Genomic DNA, 19,246 nt, shown 5'->3' with positions numbered 1-19,246 from the left:
TCGAGCGGGCAAAGTGGCAACACTGTCACCAAAGAGGGACGGGCGCGGGCGACGCAGCCTGCTAGGCTTGGCCGCAACCCTGTTCAATCGACCATTGCGATGGCTGGCAACTGGCACCCGAAGGGACCATTCGCCATAATGTGCCTCCTTTTTGACCCGAGAATTGCTCCATGTGGTTCAAGCACTTGCACCTCTACCGTCTGCACGACGCCAGCACCCTGGACAGCGAGCAGCTGGAGACGGCCCTCGCCGAACAGGCTTTCCGCCCGCTCGGTGGCACCGAAGCCCGCCGCATCGGCTGGACGACGCCTGCCGGACGGGGTAGCGATCGCTATCTCCACGAGCTGCAGGGCCAGCGCCTGATGACCGCCCTGCGCCAGGAGCGCATCCTGCCCGCTTCGGTGGTCCGCGAAGAAGTCGACGAGCGCGTCGAGGTCATCGAGACCCAGGAAAGCCGCAAGCTACGCCGCCAGGAAAAGCAGGCAATCAAGGAGCAGGTCTACGAGGAACTGTTGCCCAGGGCCTTCGTACGCAGCCAGAAGACTGACCTCTGGTGGGATACCCGGCGAAACTTGATCGCCGTCAACAGCTCCAGCCGAAAGCGCGCCGAAGAGCTGCTGGATCTGTTGCGCGAGTCCCTGGGAAGCCTCAAGGTAACGCCGCTCTCGGCCCAGACACTGCCGATTCGCGCCATGACCACCTGGCTCAACGACGCCTCCTCGCGCCCCGCCGACATGCTGCTCGGCGACCAGGTCGAACTCAAGGCCAAGGGCGACGACGGCGTGCTCAAGGCACGTCAGGTGGACCTCGACGGCGACGACATTCAGCAACTGCTCGAAAGCGGCCGACAGGCCAGCAAGCTGGCGCTGGGCATGGAGGGGCGCCTGCGTTTCGTGCTCCACGACGACCTGGCGGTCAAGTCACTGGCCTTCGATGACGCCCTGATCGACGAAGCCAACCAGGCAGATGACGGCGACGATGCCGTGCTGCGCATGGAAACCGACTTCATTCTGATGGCCCAGACCCTGGGTGAAAGCGTCGACCGCCTGATCGACTGGCTGGGCGGCGAAGCCCAGAGTTCTTCTGTTTCGGCTACTGACCTCACTGCGACGACACCATGACTTCAACATCCGATGCCCCGCAGGATCCCTGGCACGATATTCGCCCCTATCAGGACGACGAGGTGGCGACGACCCTGACTCGCCTGGCAGAGGACCCGGAGCTGTTGAGCGCCCTGACCCGCTATCGTCTGCCGCGCCTTTCCCGCATGATGCCGCGCCTGTCACGCACGCTGGCCAGCTGGGCGATCAAGCGCGAGACGCGCGACGTCACCAGCGTGACGGCGTTTCAGCAACGCATCGCGGCCTACATGCAGCGCATGCTGAAGACCTCCACCGACGACTTTCGCGTCGACGGGCTCGATCGCCTGGATCCAGGTACCGCCTACCTGTTCATCGGCAACCATCGCGATATCTCGCTGGACCCGGCCTTCGTCAACTATGCGCTGTACCTTGCCGGTCGCAACACCGTACGCATCGCCATCGGTGACAACCTGCTCAAGAAGCCCTACGTCACCGACCTGATGCGGCTCAACAAGAGCTTCATCGTGCCGCGTAGTGCTCGCGGCAAGCGCGCCATGCTGCAGGCCTACCACAAGCTGTCGAGCTACATCCGCCACTCCATTCAGGACGACAATCACTCGATCTGGATGGCCCAGCGCGAAGGCCGGGCCAAGGACGGCATCGATCGCACTGACCCTGCGATCATCAAGATGATGACCATGGCCCACCGTGCCGACAACCGTCACGCCCCGCTGGGGGAAGGCATCGAGGCCCTGCGCCTGGTGCCGGTATCGATCAGCTACGAGTACGACCCCTGCGACGTGCAGAAGGCCAGGGAGCTGAAAGCCGTCAGTGAAGACGGCAGCTACAACAAGAGCGAATTCGAGGACATCAGCTCCATCGTCGCCGGCATCACCGGCCACAAGGGGCGTGTCCATCTGCGCTTCGGCACGCCGATCGACCGCAGCTTCGATACGCCGGAAGCGGTCGCTGCCGAGATCGACCGCCAGGTGCTGAATGGCTATCACCTCTTCCCCAGCCACCATCTGGCGCTGGAGGCCCTGGGCAGCCATCCTGAGCTGGTGGACCTGTCCGAGGTATCAGAGGCCGACCGCGATCGATTCGCGCAACGTCTTTCCGAGGTCCCGGAAGACCTCAGATCCTGGTGGCTGGCCCAGTACGCCAACCCTGTCATCAACTGCGCGCGGAGCGAGCCTGCGTCGTGAGCCAGAAAAGCCAGCCGGGACGCTCCAGACACGCCTTTGCCTGGACGGCCCAGGGCGTCACCCTGATCGGCGCCGGCGTGGATCTTGTCGTCGGCGTGCTCAAACTGGTGACCGGCGTGATCGTCGGGTCGGCCGCGCTGATCGCCGACGGCATCCATTCCTTTTCGGATATCGTCACCGACGCCTTCGTGCTGGCGGCGACTCACTACGGTCGCCAGGCGCCCGACCGCGACCACCCCTACGGCCACGGCCGCATCGAGACCCTGGCGACGCTGTGGCTCGGCAGTGTGCTGATCTTTGTCGCCGGCGCCATCGCCTGGTCGAGTGTCGAGCGCCTGCTCGATCGGTCTTCGAGCGCCGCACCCGGCCTCGTTGCCATCGCCGTGGCCGTGGTCTCGCTGCTGGCCAAGGAAGCGATCTACCACTACACCTTGCGCGCCGCCCGCCGCTTCGACTCACCGCTGCTCGAGGCCAACGCCTGGCACTCGCGCACCGATGCCATGTCTACCCTGGTGGTGCTGGTCGGCCTGGTGGCGGGGCAGTTCGGCGTCGGCTGGATGGACGCGGTGGCCGCCATCGTGGTCGGCCTGATGGTGGGTTGGGTCGGCGGACGGCTGATGTGGCAGTCATCGCGAGAGCTGATCGACACCGCCCTGCCGATCGAAGAGCAGCGAGCCATGCGTCAGCTGGCAGAGTCGGTGCCAGGCGTCGAGAGCGTGCACGACCTGCGCACCCGCCAGCTGGGCAGCGACGTCGTGCTCGATCTGCATATCGTAGTCGCCCCCAGGGTCACGGTGTCCGAAGCCCACGAGATCGGCAACGCGGTCAGCCGACAGCTGCGCGAGGCACACACCCGCCTGAAGGATGTCACCTTCCACATCGACCCCGAGGACGACGAGGGCCAGACCGAACACAGCCTGCGTCCGGGCTTGCCGCTACGCGAAGAGATCGAGCAACTGCTGGATGAGCGCTGGTCGCATCAGCGTGCCTGGCAACACCGTACGGCGCTGAATCTGCACTATTTGGATGACCGCATCGACATTTCGTTGTACGTTGACTCTGATATCCATCATGGGGACCTCGATGAATTGGCTCATCAATTGTGCCGAGACCTCGACACCCTGCCCTGGGTGGGCCAACTGAAGCTGTGGCAAGGGCCCGGCAAGGCCTGACCTCCGCCCGGCTTGGAACTCGCCATGAGCCCAGATGCCGTCCTATCTCGCCCGACTCGCCGACGCCCCCCTCCCTGGCTCGCCTGGGGATCTGCGAGCCTGTTGAGCGTCGTCCTGGTGCTGGCACCCGCGCCGGTGGATGCGACGCTCGACCATGCGAGAATGCGCGCGGCCATGAGCGCCGAGTACGGCAGTCAGGGGGTAAGAGCCCTGGACGACTGGCTCAACCTGATCGATCGCCTGAGAGGCGCCGACCTTCGGACCCAGCTACGCGACGTCAATGATTTCTTCAATCGCGAGATGCAGTGGCTCGAGGACCGCACCATCTGGCGCCAGAGCGACTATTGGGCCACCCCCATCGAATCGCTGGGACGCGGCGCAGGCGACTGTGAGGACTACTCCATCGCCAAGTATGTGACCCTCAAGGAACTCGGCATACCCATCAGCAAGTTGCGCATGATCTATGTGCGTGCTCGACTGGGACGTAGCCAGGTCACCCAGGCCCATATGGTGCTCGGCTACTACGAGACGCCAGGCGCCGAGCCCCTGATTCTCGACAACATTGCCGCCGGCATTTCCCGGGCCAGCCTGCGCACCGACCTGGACCCGCTATTCAGCTTCAACAGCAGTGGCCTGTGGGCGGGTGGAACCACCCAATCGCGGGCGGATCCCCTGGCGCGCCTGTCGCGCTGGCGAAATGCGCTGGATCGCATGCGCCAACAGGGAATCCAGTGACATCATGCCAATCCTTCATCTAGAGACGTCGCCATGTCGTTGATCAAACAACTCTGGCTCGCCATCATCGCCATCCTGCTGGTTGCCCTGATCGGCAGTCTGGTGGTGGCCGTATCGGGCAGCCGCGCCTACATCGAACAGGAAATACTGATCAAGAACGCGGACAACGCCAATGCCCTGGCGCTGAGCATGAGCCAGATGCCTGACAAGGATGAAGTGACGCTGGAGCTTTTGATCTCGGCCCAGTTCGACACCGGCCACTACCGCAAGATCCAGCTGCTGGACACCGAGGGTAGGCCGATCATTCGTCGCGTCTCTTCCACCCCCGAGGATACCGGCGTACCGGGCTGGTTCCGTGAGCTGGTGGCCTTCGAGGTCCCCGCCGGCACGGCGGTCATCCAGGATGGCTGGCAGCAGCTTGGCACCTTGCAACTCGAAAGCGCACATGACTTCGCCTACCAGTCGCTATGGCAAAGCACTCTGCGCATGGCCACCTGGTTCGTGGCAGCAGGCGCCCTCAGCCTGCTGATCGCCTACCTGCTGGTACGTCAAATCCGCACCCCGCTGAAGACCCTGACGCGCCAGGCCAACGATATCGGTCAGCGTCGCTTCACGGTCGCCCCGCTGCCCCGCACGCTGGAGCTGCGCGAAGTGTCCGACGCCATGAACCGGCTGTCGGAAAGCGTGCGCGAGATGCTCCAGCGAGAGAGCGAGCAGATCGACCGGCTGCGCCGACAGTTGCTGCACGACTCGGTGACAGGCGCCTTGACCCGGGAAGCCTTTATCGACCGTCTCAACTACAGCCTCGAGCAACAGGGTGAATCCAGCTACGGCGTGGTGGCGATGATCCGCGCCACCGACCTGGCCGCGCTCAACGAGCGCCGCGGCCACTTGCACACCAATGGCGTGCTCAGCGACCTTTGCCAACGCCTGACCGCCATCGCCGATGCCCATGGCGAAGGCTACGTGGGTCGCCTCAATGGCAGTGACTTCGCCCTTATGCTGTGCGGCAACGTCGACGAAAGCTGGGCCCGAGAGCGGCTGGACGATAATCTCTCGACCCTGGCGGAACAGAACGCACCGGTGCTGCGGCTGCCCGCTGCTCTGGCGACCTACCACCACGGCCAGGAGCGCACCACCCTGATGGCGGCGCTGGATGGCGCCCTGTCGCTGTCCGAGACCCGCCCGGGACAGGCGATCGAATCCTGCCACAATGTGGAACAGGAAACGCTCTACCGTAGCCGCGCCGAGTGGCGCTCATCGCTGGTCGACGCGATGGAGCACGGCGTGCTGCTGGGACAGTATCCGGTGCTGGATCGGCGCGGGCAGCTGCTCCATCACGAGGCCCCTGCACGACTCAACATCAAGGGCGAATGGCGCCAGGCGGGTGTTTTCATGCCCTGGATCGCCCGTCTGCGCCTCCACGACAGCCTGGATATCAAGGTGATCGATGCCGCCCTCGACACCATCCATCACCACCGGCAACCGCTGGGCATCAACCTGTCCCATGCCGCCATCACCCAGCCCAATGTGGTGATCGCCCTGCAGCAACGACTCAGCGCCCGCCCGGACTCGGCCCCTTTCCTGTGGATCGAGGTGCCGGAGTCGATCGCCCGAAGCGATCTCGAGAGCTTCCGTTATCTGTGCCAGTCGCTGGCCCCCTTTGGCTGTCATCTGGGCATGGAGCACGTCGGTGCGGCCTTCCGCCAGCTGGGAGATCTGCAGGATCTTGGGCTGTCCTACATCAAGATCGACGCCACCCTGTGTCGTGGCGTGTCGGAGCGGCCGGAGCAGCAGACCATTCTCAGGGGCATGGCGACCCTGTGCCATTCGCTGGCGATCCAGGCCATCGCCGAGGGCATCGACGAGGATCGCGATATCGACACCCTGTTCGACCTGGGCCTGGACGGTGTCACCGGCCCCGCGGTGTCCGCCAGGATGGAGCCCGACAGGCATTCGTGAGCATCGATGCAACAGGACATACCGCGGAAAGTGCCAAGGCAAAGATAGACAGCAAAAGGCCACCCGAAGGTGGCCCTTTGTCTTGCGCCAAGCCGGCGCACGCGTCTTCAGGCGAGCTTAGCTCAAATGAGGGGTTCGTCGTCCCCCACCAGATCCACATCGTTGTAGCGACGACGCAGTGACTGGCGGTCCATGATCTTGCGGCGCGCCGCGTCAGGCAGATCGGTGAAACTGATCACGCCCTTGTCCATCAGCAGATCGAGCACGTCCTCGAGCACCCGCACAAAGGCCAGGTCCGAGGCATGAAACTGGGACTGATCGTTGCGGGCATTTCCGTCTGACAGGAAGAACAGCAGCTCCTGATCATCCGGCGCCATGAATTCGTCGCAGGTTGCTGTAGGCTCCCGGCTGACACAGACAAGCTTTCCTTCCCCGTCACGCTGGACGTACATGTCACGTTCTCCGCAATCTTTGTTGGTCGAGCATATATCAAGTTTCCCTTGATCAGTAGCCCTCGGCGCTTACCGCCGAGGGCCCTGCTCGTTTCACGCTATACGGCTGGGTCGAGCGCCTGCCTAGACATCCAGCTGGCCCTGGTTGAGCAACTGGGTCAGGAAATCATCGGGGCTCGGTGCCGCATTGGCTACACCTTCCAGGGTAATAACCTGATCTGCATTCGCGTTGTCATTCGCCAGATCCCCATCGCTCTTGACGTACAACACGATATCATCCCCTTCCTGTTCGGCGTGGATATAGTCATTCAGCGATTGCTGGTCATCGTCCTTGTCGTAGCCTTGCAGCAACTCGCTGAGATCCAGCACATCCGCTTCTGGGTCCTCGCTGGCATCCACACCGGCCGGTGCTACATGAAAGTCGGTGATGACATCATCGGCGGGATCTCCCGGCACGCCCTCATCACCCAGCACCCAGGCGAAGGTATCCGCACCGAGGCCACCGACCAGGGTGTCGTCACCGGCACCACCGAGCAACAAGTCATCACCCTCTTCACCGTACAGCGTATCGCTACCACCACCACCGATCAGGGTGTCGTCACCGTCACCGCCCTTGAGGGTGTCGGCGCCGCCATCCTTGCGCTCGGTGTCCATCAAGGATTCATAGTTTCCGCGAATGTACTCGAGCACCTGGGTTTCGTCAGGGTCCGCTCCGCCATTTTCCGACCACTTGAGGAACTCGAACAGCCCTTCAAAACCAAGGCCATCATGCTCGCCTGCCCTGAATGCCTCACCATCGCCATTGGTCCATTCGAGATGGTCGGTATTGATGGTGTCACCGAAGATGATGTCACCACGATCGGTCCCATCGAGTACATCGTCGCCGAGTTCCGCCAGCTTGTCGAAGGACGAGCCGCCCTTGAGCACCGCCTCGAGCTCCTCGGCGGTGTTGACGATAGAGGGCTCACCGGCAGGTGCAGACAGCTCGTACTCATTTACAGTAATCTTATCCAAGATAATGCTGTCAGATTGCCCCGAACCGTTCACCACGTTAACGATAATTCGATAAACCCCAGAATCGAGGAAGCTACTTTCTAACGTTGTCCAGCTTTCGCTTTCACCGCCTACTTCACTGTATACAGTGCTCCATCCCCCCTGACTATCGTATTTCTGAATCAGGTATTGAAACTCATCATCGGGGCCATACAGATCCGTTCTGTAACGAATTTCTATAGCCGTTTCTTTGCCAGGCGCAGAATCTAACGTAAAGGAATCGCTAATCGCGTACGCACTCCAACTGTTTGTCCCGGACGTTACGTCCGTCAGCTCGAGCTGCCCGCCAGAAACTCGCAAGGAGCTCCGCTGATCACCATACAGCGTCCACGCCCCCTGGGCATCCAACTCATCGTTTTTACCCGAAAAGTCGGCCAATACACGGGAACCGCTAAGTTCAATCGCACTACCGCTTCCTTCATCCAGTACATCGGTGTTGTCAAAAAATCTTAGAATATCCTTATCAACACCAGAACCTATACCAATCGTTTCGACGCGACTGACCGCAGAAAGCTCTCCAAAGGCATCAATAGAATTTACAAACTCATCGACCCCAAAGCTCCTACCGGTTCCACCGACATCGCCTGTATCGGTGACATAGAAGGTCGGCTGACCATCCGTCAAGAAAAACGTCAAATTCTCGTAACCATTATTCTCCGCAAGCGCCTTCAGCCAGCCTTCAGATTCGGTAAATGCCGCTTCGTAATTCGTCCCCCCACTGGCTAATGCCTCATCAATGTGCTCAATAATGTCCTCGAGGTCTTCAGACGAGGATCCTAAGTCAAGCGCTTCTACTGCGCTTGCGCCTTCATCAAAATCAATGATTTGAACGTTGACGGTACCTTCAAAGTCAGCGAGCTGCTCGACCAGGTTCTTTAATGCTCTTTTGGCCAACTCCATACGAGTCAAGCCTTCAGTACCTGAATCCTCGCCCATACTGCCCGAGGAATCGAGAATCAGAGAGATGTTGTAGTTCTGAGCCGGATTCACCACGGTGAAGCTGCCACCGCCATCGCCAACCATGACGTCACTGCCGCCACCGCCGGAAACAGTATTGTCGGAGTTGTCACCGACGTATAACTGATCCGGGGCGCTGACTTCGACGGTCAGGCTGCCCGCAGCGTTATCGCCGTCACCATCAATACCGGTCAATCCGAGCTCGATGTCAAAAGCATCCCCGGCCTCACCAAGCCGATAGTCCATATCACCCAGGGTAAAGGGAGTGCTACCACCGCCCATGACCTCAATGCCCTGGAAGCTAACACCGGGACTCAGCTCAAACGACCAGCCATCCTGCATACCGATGAGCTCAAGGTCACCAGTCTTCTCGACAACCGATATGGAGACTTTGCTCGTCACGTCGATGCCCGCTTCGTCGAGGATACGGACATCCCCCTCCGCCAAAGTGATGTTAGTGGCTTCCAGCTCGCCAGGATCATCAGAACCAGCGCTGCCGTCGGCATAGTTGAAGGCAGCCACGGTGACCACTGCCTTGGCGCCGTCCCCTTCAACATGGATGGTCTGGGTCACCTCGGACACACTTTCGTGACCCTGCCAGCTCGGCTCACCGGTGATGGAGAAACCCAGGCTATCGAGGAAACTGATGCGGATGACCTCGTCAAGCTCGATACCAGGGCTCGCACCACCGAAGACACCAAGGGTACCGTCCAGCGGCACCATGCCAACGCCATTGGGCGTCGAGTAGAGAACGTCGTTGTCACCCTCATCGTCCTGGTAGTTAATGCCGTGGTACTGCACGACACCATCGAGACTCAGATCAGAGATATCGGCACGCTCGACACGCCCGTTGCTGATCTCGCCATCGCCAACTTCAATGCTGTAGCTGTCGCCGGCGGGATCCAGCGTCATGCTGAAGCCGACAGTGCCATCTGCGGTCACCGCCTCAAGGGTATGCCCATCGCCGGAAAGCTGATAGGTCAGCGGCTCGCCATTGAAATACAGCGTGTTGCCATCACTATCCGTCGCAGCCTGCCCCTGCAGGTCGGCAAAGGTCACGTCCTTGACCCCATCGGCTCCGGAGACAGCCGCAAAGTTCAACTGCCCAGTCTGGCCGCCGGCAAGATCGATAGCATCGGCCGTGAAGGTCTCCGGACTGTCATCGTTGACCAGCACCTGCAACTGGCCATTCGCCGGGCTGCCATCGGCGTCAACGATGGTGTAGCCGACATTGAACGCAAGCGAGTCCTCCGTACCCTGCTCACCATGATCCAGCGGCTGGTGCAGTGTCACCTTATAGGCGCCATTGGCCACCCCGGTCAGGGCAACGGTCAACACCAGCGCGTTGGAGGCGTCACGCCCCGTGACCGTGCGGCCGTCGTCGCTCAACGTGTAGGACACCGTCTGGCCACTGGCCGTTACCGTGGGCAGGCCATCAAGACTCCAGCTGAAGGCGCTTGAGCTCGCCGCCCCATCGTTGCCGAAGGAATAGCCAAGCGTCCCGGTGACGACGGTCGCCTCACCGGCCACATCACCCGGGCCACCGGCATTGCCACCCGACAAGCCATCTTCGTCCACGCGAGCGACACCATCGGCGGCCTCCGGCGTGGAGTCAGCCGCCACATTGACAGTCAAGGTGGCGTTGCTGGTGTCGCCGTCGGCATCGGTGATGGTGTAGTCGATGACTGCATCGCCCTCGAAGCCGTCCGCCGGGGTGAAGGTCACCTCACCGCTGTCGCTATCGATGGTCACCCTGCCAGCACTTTCGTAGCCCGACGCCATGCTCGCCGACACCAGAGTGGCGCCATCGGCTCCGCCCTCGTCGTTGGCCAGTACGTCGACGGTGACCTCAGTGTCCTCGGCGGTGCTCACCGCATCATCGACCGCCTTTGGCACGTCATCGACAATATTGATGCTGATGCTGGCAGTCGAGCTATTGCCGTGGGCATCGGTCACGGTATAGCTGAACACGTCCTGGCCATTCAGGGTGTTCTGACCGTTATCCGCCTCGGCGCCGGTCACGGCGGTATCGAGGGTATAGGTGTAGGACCCGTTCTCCTCGATGACCAGAGTGCCGTAGTTGCCGCGCAGGGTCGTGGCGGTGAACGTCAGTGCGTCGCCCTGGGCATCACTTGCCTGAAGCTGGCCTTCCGCCACTTCGCTATTGCTGGCGGCATCGCTGCCCGTGGCAAGCCCGGCCTCGCTGACGGTTGCCGCGCTGGCATTGGCCGTGGGCGAGCCGTCGTTCACCACAAACTTGATGTTGGCCTGGCTGGTATCACCGTCGGCGTCCCTGATGGTGTAGCGCACCACCTCTTCATAACTGCCATTGGCGTCGGCGGTGTAGGTGTAACTGCCGTCGGCGTTCCAGCTGAGCTGACCACGCAGCCCGCTGTCATCGACGGAGACAACCGTGGCCCCGTCCGCACCCTGGACGTCATTGGCCAGCATTCCGTTGCCCGCTGTGGTGGTCAACGAGGTACCGGACTGCAGCGAAGCGGGGGTGTCATTGACGGCCTGAGGCACATCATCGATGACATCGACGGTAATGGTGCCGGTGGCAGAATTGCCGTGGCTGTCGGTCACCGTATAGACAAAGCTCTCGGCGTCATCGACGGGGTTATCCGACGAGTTGACCGGTTTGGTCAGGGTGTAGGTGAAGGAACCATCGGCGCGGATGTCGATCTCGCCATAGCTGCCCTTGATGGTCTCCGCCTTGAAGGTCAAGTCGTCGCCCTGGGCATCGGTCGCCACCAATTGCCCTTTCACTTGCTCTGAATGGGTCGCCGACTGGGAACCCTCGTCAAGCCCGGCCTCGTTGACCTGCACGTTGGTCGGCTGAGTCGTCGGCGTACCGTCTTCGACATTGATGGTCAGGGTGGCCTGACTGGTATCACCGTCGGCGTCGGTGATGGTGTAGTTGACCACCTCGGTGTAGCTGGCGTTGTCCTTGGCGGTGTAATCAAAGCTGCCATCGGCGTTCCACGTCAGGGAACCCTGCAGGGAAGACTCATCGACGAAGGTCACGGTGGCGCCGTCGGCGCCCTGGGTGTCATTGGCCAGCAGACCAAGATCGGCACCCTTGCTGATCTCCTGCGAAGACTGCACGCCATCGAGCTGATCATTCACCGCCTCCGGCGCGTCATCGACCACCGAAACCTTGACGGTAGCCGTTGCACTATCCCCATCAGCCTGGCTCGCCACCACACTCACGCCATCGATAGACAGTGAGTTCTTCAGCGTCGCTGCCACCTCATGGGGCAGACTGTCGCTGAGCGTGGCCGTGACACTGACATCGCCACTGTTCTGAGCCGCCACCGAGGCCGGCGCCTGCAGGCTCAGGGTCAGCACCAGGTCGTCGCTGCCAGCGAGTCGAGCCTCCAGCTCACCCTCGTCGTTTGCGCTCCAGACCAAGGACTCACCAGCCGCCAGACCCTGGACGCTGATGCCGGTGACGCTGTTATCGGCACCGATATTGCCAAAGCCGAAGTTCACCAGGCTGTCGCTACCCGCCTTAAACGTCAGTACGCCACTGTCCAGATCCGCAGAGACTCCGGTGTCGGCGTCCTGCAGCGTCAGATCCAGCGCCTCGGTAGTAGCATCATCATCGCCTTCCTTGATGCTGACGCTCGGGCCGGTGCCGTCGGTAATGGTGACGCTGTGGCTATCGGTGGCGCTGTCGCCATCGCTGTCTTCGGTGGCGATGGTGAAGTCGATCGACGGGCTGTTGCCCTGGTCGAGGTTGTCCTTGGCCTCGAAGGTCCAGGTGCCGTCGCGACCGACGGTCAGGGTGCCTTCATCAAGATCGAAGGTCACGATATCGGTAGCACCGTCGCCCAGCACCTTGTCGATGCCGCCGGCGGTCACGGTCACCGTGGCACCATCGGCACCGGCGTCGGTGGTCCAGGTGCCGTTGGCACTCTGGCCTTCGACCACGGTCTCGGCGGTATCCGCGATCTCGAGGGTCGGCTGATCGTCGGCCACGCTGACCGAGACACCCGCCTCGGTACTGGTGCCGTCGGTATCGGTGCCGACCACGCTGATGCCGGTGATCGACAGGCTATCGGCGTCGACCGCGTGGGCCAGGCTCTCGGCCAGGGTCGCCGTCACGGTGACAACCTGCTCCTCGCCCGCGGCCACAGGACCAGAAGAGCTCAGGGTCAAGGTCAGGACGGCGTCACCGCCGGCCTCGGTGCGGCCTTCCAGCTCACCGGCGTCGTTGGTGCTCCAGATCAGCTCGCCATCCAGGCCGGTGACGCTGATGTCGGCGGTGTCACCAAAAGCGATCGAGGTGATGGCGTCGCTGCCGGCGGTAAAGGTCAGGCTGGCCACGTCGCTGTCGGTCGCCGCGCCTTCGGTCTCGGCGTCATCCAGTGCCAGGCTGGCCAGGGTCGAGGCCGGGTCGCTGCCGGTGACGCTGACACTCGGGCCGGTGCCGTCGGTGATGGTGACGGTGTGGCTGTCGGTGGCGGTGTCGCCATCACTGTCTTCGGTGGCGATGGTGAAGTCGATCGACGGGCTGTTGCCCTGGTCAAGGTTGTCCTTGGCCTCGAAGGTCCAGCTGCCATCGCCAGTGACGGTCAGGGTGCCTTCATCAAGATCGAAGGTCACGGTATCGGTAGCACCGTCGCCCAGCACCTTGTCGATGCCGCCGGCGGTCACGGTCACCGTGGCACCATCGGCACCGGCGTCGGTGGTCCAGGTGCCGTTGGCGCTCTGGCCTTCGACCACAGTCTCGGCGGTATCCGCGATCTCGAGGGTCGGCTGATCGTCGGCCACGCTGACCGAGACGCTCGCCTCGGTACTGGTGCCGTCGGTGTCGGTGCCGACCACGCTGATGCCGGTGATCGACAGGCTATCGGCGTCGACCGCGTGGGCCAGGCTCTCGGCCAGGGTCGCGGTCACGGTGACGACCTGCTCCTCGCCCGCGGCCACAGGACCAGAAGAGCTCAGGGTCAGAGTCAGGACGGCGTCACCGCCGGCCTCTGTGCGGCCTTCCAGCTCACCGGCGTTGTTGGTGCTCCAGATCAGCTCGCCATTCAGGCCGTCGACACTGATGTCGGCGGTGTCGCCAAAGGCGATCGAGGTGATGGCGTCGCTGCCGGCGGTAAAGGTCAGGCTCGCCACGTCGGTATCCGCGGCGGTGCCTTCGGTGTCGGCATCCTGCAGGGAAACGGACGCATTGCTGCTGGCCGGATCGCTGCCGGTGACCGAAACGCTCGGGCCGGTGCCATCGGTGATGGTGACGGTGTGGCTGTCGGTGGCGGTGTCGCCATCGCTGTCTTCGGTGGCGATGGTGAAGTCGATCGACGGACTACCGGCGCTGTTCTGTACCTGGTTGTCGTTGGCGTCAAAGGTCCAGGTGCCGTCGCGACCGACGGTCAGAGTGCCTTCGTCGGTGGTGAAGCTGACCGTTGCATCACTGGCATCACCCAGCGGCTTGGTCTCGCCTGCCACCGTCACACTGACGGTCGCCCCATCGGCACCGGCGTCGGTGGTCCAGGTGCCGTTGGCGCTCTGGCCTTCGACCACAGTCTCGGCGGTATCGGCGATCTCGAGGGTCGGCTGATCGTCGGCCACGCTGACCGAGACGCTCGCCTCGGTACTGGTGCCGTCGGTATCGGTGCCGACCACGCTGATGCCGGTGATCGACAGGCTATCGGCGTCGACCGCGTGGGCCAGGCTCTCGGCCAGGGTCGCCGTCACGGTGACAACCTGCTCCTCGCCCGCGGCCACAGGACCAGAAGAGCTCAGGGTCAAGGTCAGGACGGCGTCACCGCCGGCCTCGGTGCGGCCTTCCAGCTCACCGGCGTCGTTGGTGCTCCAGATCAGCTCGCCATCCAGGCCGGTGACGCTGATGTCGGCGGTGTCACCAAAAGCGATCGAGGTGATGGCGTCGCTGCCGGCGGTAAAGGTCAGGCTGGCCACGTCGCTGTCGGTCGCCGCGCCTTCGGTCTCGGCGTCATCCAGTGCCAGGCTGGCCAGGGTCGAGGCCGGGTCGCTGCCGGTGACGCTGACACTCGGGCCGGTGCCGTCGGTGATGGTGACGGTGTGGCTGTCGGTGGCGGTGTCGCCATCACTGTCTTCGGTGGCGATGGTGAAGTCGATCGACGGGCTGTTGCCCTGGTCAAGGTTGTCCTTGGCCTCGAAGGTCCAGCTGCCATCGCCAGTGACGGTCAGGGTGCCTTCATCAAGATCGAAGGTCACGGTATCGGTAGCACCGTCGCCCAGCACCTTGTCGATGCCGCCGGCGGTCACGGTCACCGTGGCACCATCGGCACCGGCGTCGGTGGTCCAGGTGCCGTTGGCGCTCTGGCCTTCGACCACAGTCTCGGCGGTATCCGCGATCTCGAGGGTCGGCTGATCGTCGGCCACGCTGACCGAGACGCTCGCCTCGGTACTGGTGCCGTCGGTGTCGGTGCCGACCACGCTGATGCCGGTGATCGACAGGCTATCGGCGTCGACCGCGTGGGCCAGGCTCTCGGCCAGGGTCGCGGTCACGGTGACGACCTGCTCCTCGCCCGCGCCACAGGACCAGAAGAGCTCAGGGTCAGAGTCAGGACGGCGTCACCGCCGGCCTCTGTGCGGCCTTCCAGCTCACCGGCGTTGTTGGTGCTCCAGATCAGCTCGCCATTCAGGCCGTCGACACTGATGTCGGCGGTGTCGCCAAAGGCGATCGAGGTGATGGCGTCGCTGCCGGCGGTAAAGGTCAGGCTCGCCACGTCGGTGTCCGAGGCGGCGCCTTCGGTCTCGGCATCATCCAGTACCAGACTGGCCTGGGTCGAGGCCGGATCGCTGCCGGTGACCGAAACGCTCGGGCCGGTGCCATCGGTGATGGTGACGGTGTGGCTGTCGGTGGCGGTGTCGCCATCGCTGTCGACGGTGGCGATGGTGAAGCCGATCGACGGATTGCCAGCGCTGTTCTGCACCTGGTTGTCGTTGGCCTCAAAGGTCCAGCTGCCGTCGCGACCGACGGTCAGAGTGCCTTCGTCGGTGGTGAAGCTGACCGTTGCATCACTGGCATCACCCAGCGGCTTGGTCTCGCCTCCCACCGTCACACTGACGGTCGCCCCATCAGCACCGGCGTCGGTGGTCCAGGTGCCATTGGCGCTCTGGCCTTCGACCACGGTCTCGGCGGTATCCGCGATCTCGAGGGTCGGCTGATCGTCGGCCACGCTGACCGAGACGCTCGCCTCGGTACTGGTGCCGTCGGTATCGGTGCCGACCACGCTGATGCCGGTGATCGACAGGCTATCGGCGTCGACCGCGTGGGCCAGGCTCTCGGCCAGGGTCGCCGTCACGGTGACAACCTGCTCCTCGCCCGCGGCCACAGGACCAGAAGAGCTCAGGGTCAAGGTCAGGACGGCGTCACCGCCGGCCTCGGTGCGGCCTTCCAGCTCACCGGCGTCGTTGGTGCTCCAGATCAGCTCGCCATCCAGGCCGGTGACGCTGATGTCGGCGGTGTCACCAAAAGCGATCGAGGTGATGGCGTCGCTGCCGGCGGTAAAGGTCAGGCTGGCCACGTCGCTGTCGGTCGCCGCGCCTTCGGTCTCGGCGTCATCCAGTGCCAGGCTGGCCAGGGTCGAGGCCGGGTCGCTGCCGGTGACGCTGACACTCGGGCCGGTGCCGTCGGTGATGGTGACGGTGTGGCTGTCGGTGGCGGTGTCGCCATCACTGTCTTCGGTGGCGATGGTGAAGTCGATCGACGGGCTGTTGCCCTGGTCAAGGTTGTCCTTGGCCTCGAAGGTCCAGCTGCCATCGCCAGTGACGGTCAGGTGCCTTCATCAAGATCGAAGGTCACGGTATCGGTAGCACCGTCGCCCAGCACCTTGTCGATGCCGCCGGCGGTCACGGTCACCGTGGCACCATCGGCACCGGCGTCGGTGGTCCAGGTGCCGTTGGCGCTCTGGCCTTCGACCACAGTCTCGGCGGTATCCGCGATCTCGAGGGTCGGCTGATCGTCGGCCACGCTGACCGAGACGCTCGCCTCGGTACTGGTGCCGTCGGTGTCGGTGCCGACCACGCTGATGCCGGTGATCGACAGGCTATCGGCGTCGACCGCGTGGGCCAGGCTCTCGGCCAGGGTCGCGGTCACGGTGACGACCTGCTCCTCGCCCGCGGCCACAGGACCAGAAGAGCTCAGGGTCAGAGTCAGGACGGCGTCACCGCCGGCCTCTGTGCGGCCTTCCAGCTCACCGGCGTTGTTGGTGCTCCAGATCAGCTCGCCATTCAGGCCGTCGACACTGATGTCGGCGGTGTCGCCAAAGGCGATCGAGGTGATGGCGTCGCTGCCGGCGGTAAAGGTCAGGCTCGCCACGTCGGTATCCGCGGCGGTGCCTTCGGTGTCGGCATCCTGCAGGGAAACGGACGCATTGCTGCTGGCCGGATCGCTGCCGGTGACCGAAACGCTCGGGCCGGTGCCATCGGTGATGGTGACGGTGTGGCTGTCGGTGGCGGTGTCGCCATCGCTGTCGACGGTGGCGATGGTGAAGCCGATCGACGGATTGCCAGCGCTGTTCTGCACCTGGTTGTCGTTGGCCTCAAAGGTCCAGCTGCCGTCGCGACCGACGGTCAGAGTGCCTTCGTCGGTGGTGAAGCTGACCGTTGCATCACTGGCATCACCCAGCGGCTTGGTCTCGCCTCCCACCGTCACACTGACGGTCGCCCCATCAGCACCGGCGTCGGTGGTCCAGGTGCCATTGGCGCTCTGGCCTTCGACCACGGTCTCGGCGGTATCCGCGATCTCGAGGGTCGGCTGATCGTCGGCCACGCTGACCGAGACGCTCGTCTCGGTACTGGTGCCGTCGGTATCGGTGCCGACCACGCTGATACCGGTGATCGACAGGCTATCGGCGTCGACCGCGTGGGCCAGACTCTCGGCCAGGGTCGCGTCACGGTGACAACCTGCTGAGTACCGCAGCGGCCGTCAACCGCCGGACTCAGGGTCAGTCAGGACGGCGTCACCGCCTGCCTCTGTGCGGCCTTCCAGCTCACCGGCGTTGTTGGTACTCCAGATCAGCTCGCCATCCAGGCCGGTGACGCTGATGTCGGCGGTGTCACCAAAACGATCGAGGTGATGGCGTCGCTGCCGGCGGTAAAGGTCAGGCTGGCTACGTCGGTATCCGCGCCCCTTCGGTCTCGGCGTCATCCAGTGCCAGGCTGGCCTGGGTCGAGGCCGGGTCGCTGCCGGTGACCGAACGCTCGGGCCGCTACCGTCGGTAATGGTGACGGTGTGGCTGTCGGTGGCGGTGTCGCCATCGCTGTCTTCGGTGGCGATGGTGAAGTCGATCGACGGGCTGTTGCCCTGGTCAAGGTTGTCCTTGGCCTCGAAGGTCCAGCTGCCATCGCCAGTGACGGTCAGGGTGCCTTCATCAAGATCGAAGGTCACGGTATCGGTAGCACCGTCGCCCAGCACCTTGTCGATGCCGCCGGCGGTCACGGTCACCGTGGCACCATCGGCACCGGCGTCGGTGGTCCAGGTGCCGTTGGCGCTCTGGCCTTCGACCACAGTCTCGGCGGTATCCGCGATCTCGAGGGTCGGCTGATCGTCGGCCACGCTGACCGAGACACCCGCCTCGGTACTGGTGCCGTCGGTGTCGGTGCCGACCACGCTGATGCCGGTGATCGACAGGCTATCGGCGTCGACCGCGTGGGCCAGACTCTCGGCCAGGGTCGCCGTCACGGTGACGACCTGCTCCTCGCCCGCGGCCACAGGACCAGAAGAGCTCAGGGTCAGAGTCAGGACGGCGTCACCGCCGGCCTCGGTGCGGCCTTCCAGCTCACCGGCGTCGTTGGTGCTCCAGATCAGCTCGCCATCAGGCCGGTGACGCTGATGTCGGCGGTGTCACCAAAGCGATCGAGGTGATGGCGTCGCTGCCGGCGGTAAAGGTCAGGCTGGCACGTCGGTGTCCGAGGCGGTGCCTTCGGTGTCGGCATCCTGCAGGGAAACGGACGCATTGCTGCTGGCCGGATCGCTGCCGGTGACCGAAACGCTCGGGCCGGTGCCATCGGTGATGGTGACGGTGTGGCTGTCGGTGGCGGTGTCGCCATCGCTGTCTTCGGTGGCGATGGTGAAGTCGATCGACGGACTACCGGCGCTGTTCTGTACCTGGTTGTCGTTGGCCTCGAAGGTCCAGGTGCCGTCGCGACCGACGGTCAGAGTGCCTTCGTCGGTGGTGAAGCTGACCGTTGCATCACTGGCATCACCCAGCGGCTTGGTCTCGCCTGCCACCGTCACACTGACGGTCGCCCCATCGGCACCGGCGTCGGTGGTCCAGGTGCCGTTGGCGCTCTGGCCTTCGACCACAGTCTCGGCGGTATCCGCGATCTCGAGGGTCGGCTGATCGTCGGCCACGCTGACCGAGACGCTCGCCTCGGTACTGGTGCCGTCGGTATCGGTGCCGACCACGCTGATGCCGGTGATCGACAGGCTATCGGCGTCGACCGCGTGGGCCAGGCTCTCGGCCAGGGTCGCCGTCACGGTGACAACCTGCTCCTCGCCCGCGGCCACAGGACCAGAAGAGCTCAGGGTCAAGGTCAGGACAGCGTCGCCGCCGGCCTCGGTGCGGCCTTCCAGTGCACCGGCGTTGTTGGTGCTCCAGATCAGTTCGCCATCCAGGCCGGTGACG

At 63.6% G+C, this 19,246-nt stretch carries 11 protein-coding genes; 5 read left to right on the top strand and 6 right to left on the bottom strand.

The genetic code is table 11. The annotated features are described in order from the left end of the window. Nucleotides 1-170 precede the first annotated feature (170 nt). The 5 genes from NKF27_RS09000 to NKF27_RS08980 all read left to right on the top strand — a co-directional run bounded on the left by NKF27_RS09000 (nucleotide 171) and on the right by NKF27_RS08980 (nucleotide 6,156). Complete coding sequence (locus tag NKF27_RS09000; protein ID WP_108133792.1) at nucleotides 171-1,121, top strand: recombination-associated protein RdgC; 951 nt, start codon at nucleotides 171-173, stop codon at nucleotides 1,119-1,121. Continuing rightward, nucleotides 1,118-2,287, top strand: coding sequence for a 1-acyl-sn-glycerol-3-phosphate acyltransferase (locus tag NKF27_RS08995; protein WP_253556157.1), 1,170 nt, complete (start codon nucleotides 1,118-1,120; stop codon nucleotides 2,285-2,287). Before NKF27_RS09000 ends, NKF27_RS08995 begins: the two co-directional genes overlap by 4 nt. Continuing rightward, nucleotides 2,284-3,459 (top strand): cation diffusion facilitator family transporter, encoded by a 1,176-nt coding sequence (locus NKF27_RS08990; RefSeq protein WP_253556155.1) that lies wholly within the window; start codon nucleotides 2,284-2,286, stop codon nucleotides 3,457-3,459. The genes NKF27_RS08995 and NKF27_RS08990 overlap by 4 nt, the downstream gene beginning before the upstream one ends. 162 nt (nucleotides 3,460-3,621) lie before the next feature. Further along, nucleotides 3,622-4,194, top strand: a complete 573-nt coding sequence (locus tag NKF27_RS08985) for a transglutaminase-like cysteine peptidase (protein WP_253556438.1) — start codon at nucleotides 3,622-3,624, stop codon at nucleotides 4,192-4,194. A 33-nt stretch (nucleotides 4,195-4,227) separates the two neighbouring features. Further along, nucleotides 4,228-6,156 carry a LapD/MoxY N-terminal periplasmic domain-containing protein gene (locus NKF27_RS08980; protein ID WP_253556153.1) on the top strand — a complete coding sequence of 643 codons (1,929 nt, stop codon included), beginning with the start codon at nucleotides 4,228-4,230 and terminating at the stop codon, nucleotides 6,154-6,156. A gap of 122 nt (nucleotides 6,157-6,278) precedes the next feature. Here NKF27_RS08980 and NKF27_RS08975 read toward each other — a convergent pair whose 3' ends face one another. The 6 genes from NKF27_RS08975 to NKF27_RS08950 form a co-directional block, all read right to left on the bottom strand. Next, on the bottom strand, nucleotides 6,279-6,608 hold the full coding sequence (locus NKF27_RS08975) for a tryptophan synthase subunit beta like protein (RefSeq protein ID WP_253556151.1): 330 nt from the start codon (nucleotides 6,606-6,608) through the stop codon (nucleotides 6,279-6,281). A 123-nt stretch (nucleotides 6,609-6,731) separates the two neighbouring features. Then, nucleotides 6,732-15,119, bottom strand: coding sequence for an Ig-like domain-containing protein (locus NKF27_RS08970; RefSeq protein WP_253556149.1), 8,388 nt, complete (start codon nucleotides 15,117-15,119; stop codon nucleotides 6,732-6,734). Then, the gene (locus tag NKF27_RS08965) at nucleotides 15,116-16,141 is read right to left on the bottom strand and encodes a hypothetical protein (protein ID WP_253556148.1); all 1,026 of its coding nucleotides are present in this window, start codon (nucleotides 16,139-16,141) and stop codon (nucleotides 15,116-15,118) included. Before NKF27_RS08965 ends, NKF27_RS08970 begins: the two co-directional genes overlap by 4 nt. A gap of 248 nt (nucleotides 16,142-16,389) precedes the next feature. Beyond that, nucleotides 16,390-17,442: a hypothetical protein gene (locus tag NKF27_RS08960; RefSeq protein WP_253556147.1), complete on the bottom strand. Its 1,053-nt coding sequence runs from the start codon at nucleotides 17,440-17,442 to the stop codon at nucleotides 16,390-16,392. Between the two features lie 102 nt (nucleotides 17,443-17,544). After that, nucleotides 17,545-18,300 (bottom strand): hypothetical protein, encoded by a 756-nt coding sequence (locus NKF27_RS08955; RefSeq protein WP_253556146.1) that lies wholly within the window; start codon nucleotides 18,298-18,300, stop codon nucleotides 17,545-17,547. Nucleotides 18,301-18,507: 207 nt separating this feature from the next. Next, a complete protein-coding gene (locus tag NKF27_RS08950) occupies nucleotides 18,508-19,098 on the bottom strand; it encodes a VCBS domain-containing protein (RefSeq protein WP_253556145.1) in 591 nt (196 codons plus the stop codon). Nucleotides 19,099-19,246 lie beyond the last annotated feature (148 nt).

The organism is Halomonas sp. DN3 (genome assembly GCF_024137905.1).
GTDB classification, from domain to species: Bacteria; Pseudomonadota; Gammaproteobacteria; order Pseudomonadales; family Halomonadaceae; genus Halomonas; species Halomonas litopenaei.
The sequence above is the reverse complement of the archived record's forward strand: the minus strand, read 5'-3'. Positions and strand labels throughout refer to the sequence as shown.

Excerpts from the sequence above, each read along its gene's own strand:
- NKF27_RS09000 (WP_108133792.1), top strand. The coding sequence starts at position 171 with ATGTGGTTCAAGCACTTGCACCTCTACCGTCTGCACGACGCCAGCACC.
- NKF27_RS08995 (WP_253556157.1), top strand. The coding sequence starts at position 1,118 with ATGACTTCAACATCCGATGCCCCGCAGGATCCCTGGCACGATATTCGC.
- NKF27_RS08985 (WP_253556438.1), top strand. The coding sequence starts at position 3,622 with ATGCGCGCGGCCATGAGCGCCGAGTACGGCAGTCAGGGGGTAAGAGCC.
- NKF27_RS08980 (WP_253556153.1), top strand. The coding sequence starts at position 4,228 with ATGTCGTTGATCAAACAACTCTGGCTCGCCATCATCGCCATCCTGCTG.
- NKF27_RS08975 (WP_253556151.1), bottom strand. The coding sequence starts at position 6,608 with ATGTACGTCCAGCGTGACGGGGAAGGAAAGCTTGTCTGTGTCAGCCGG.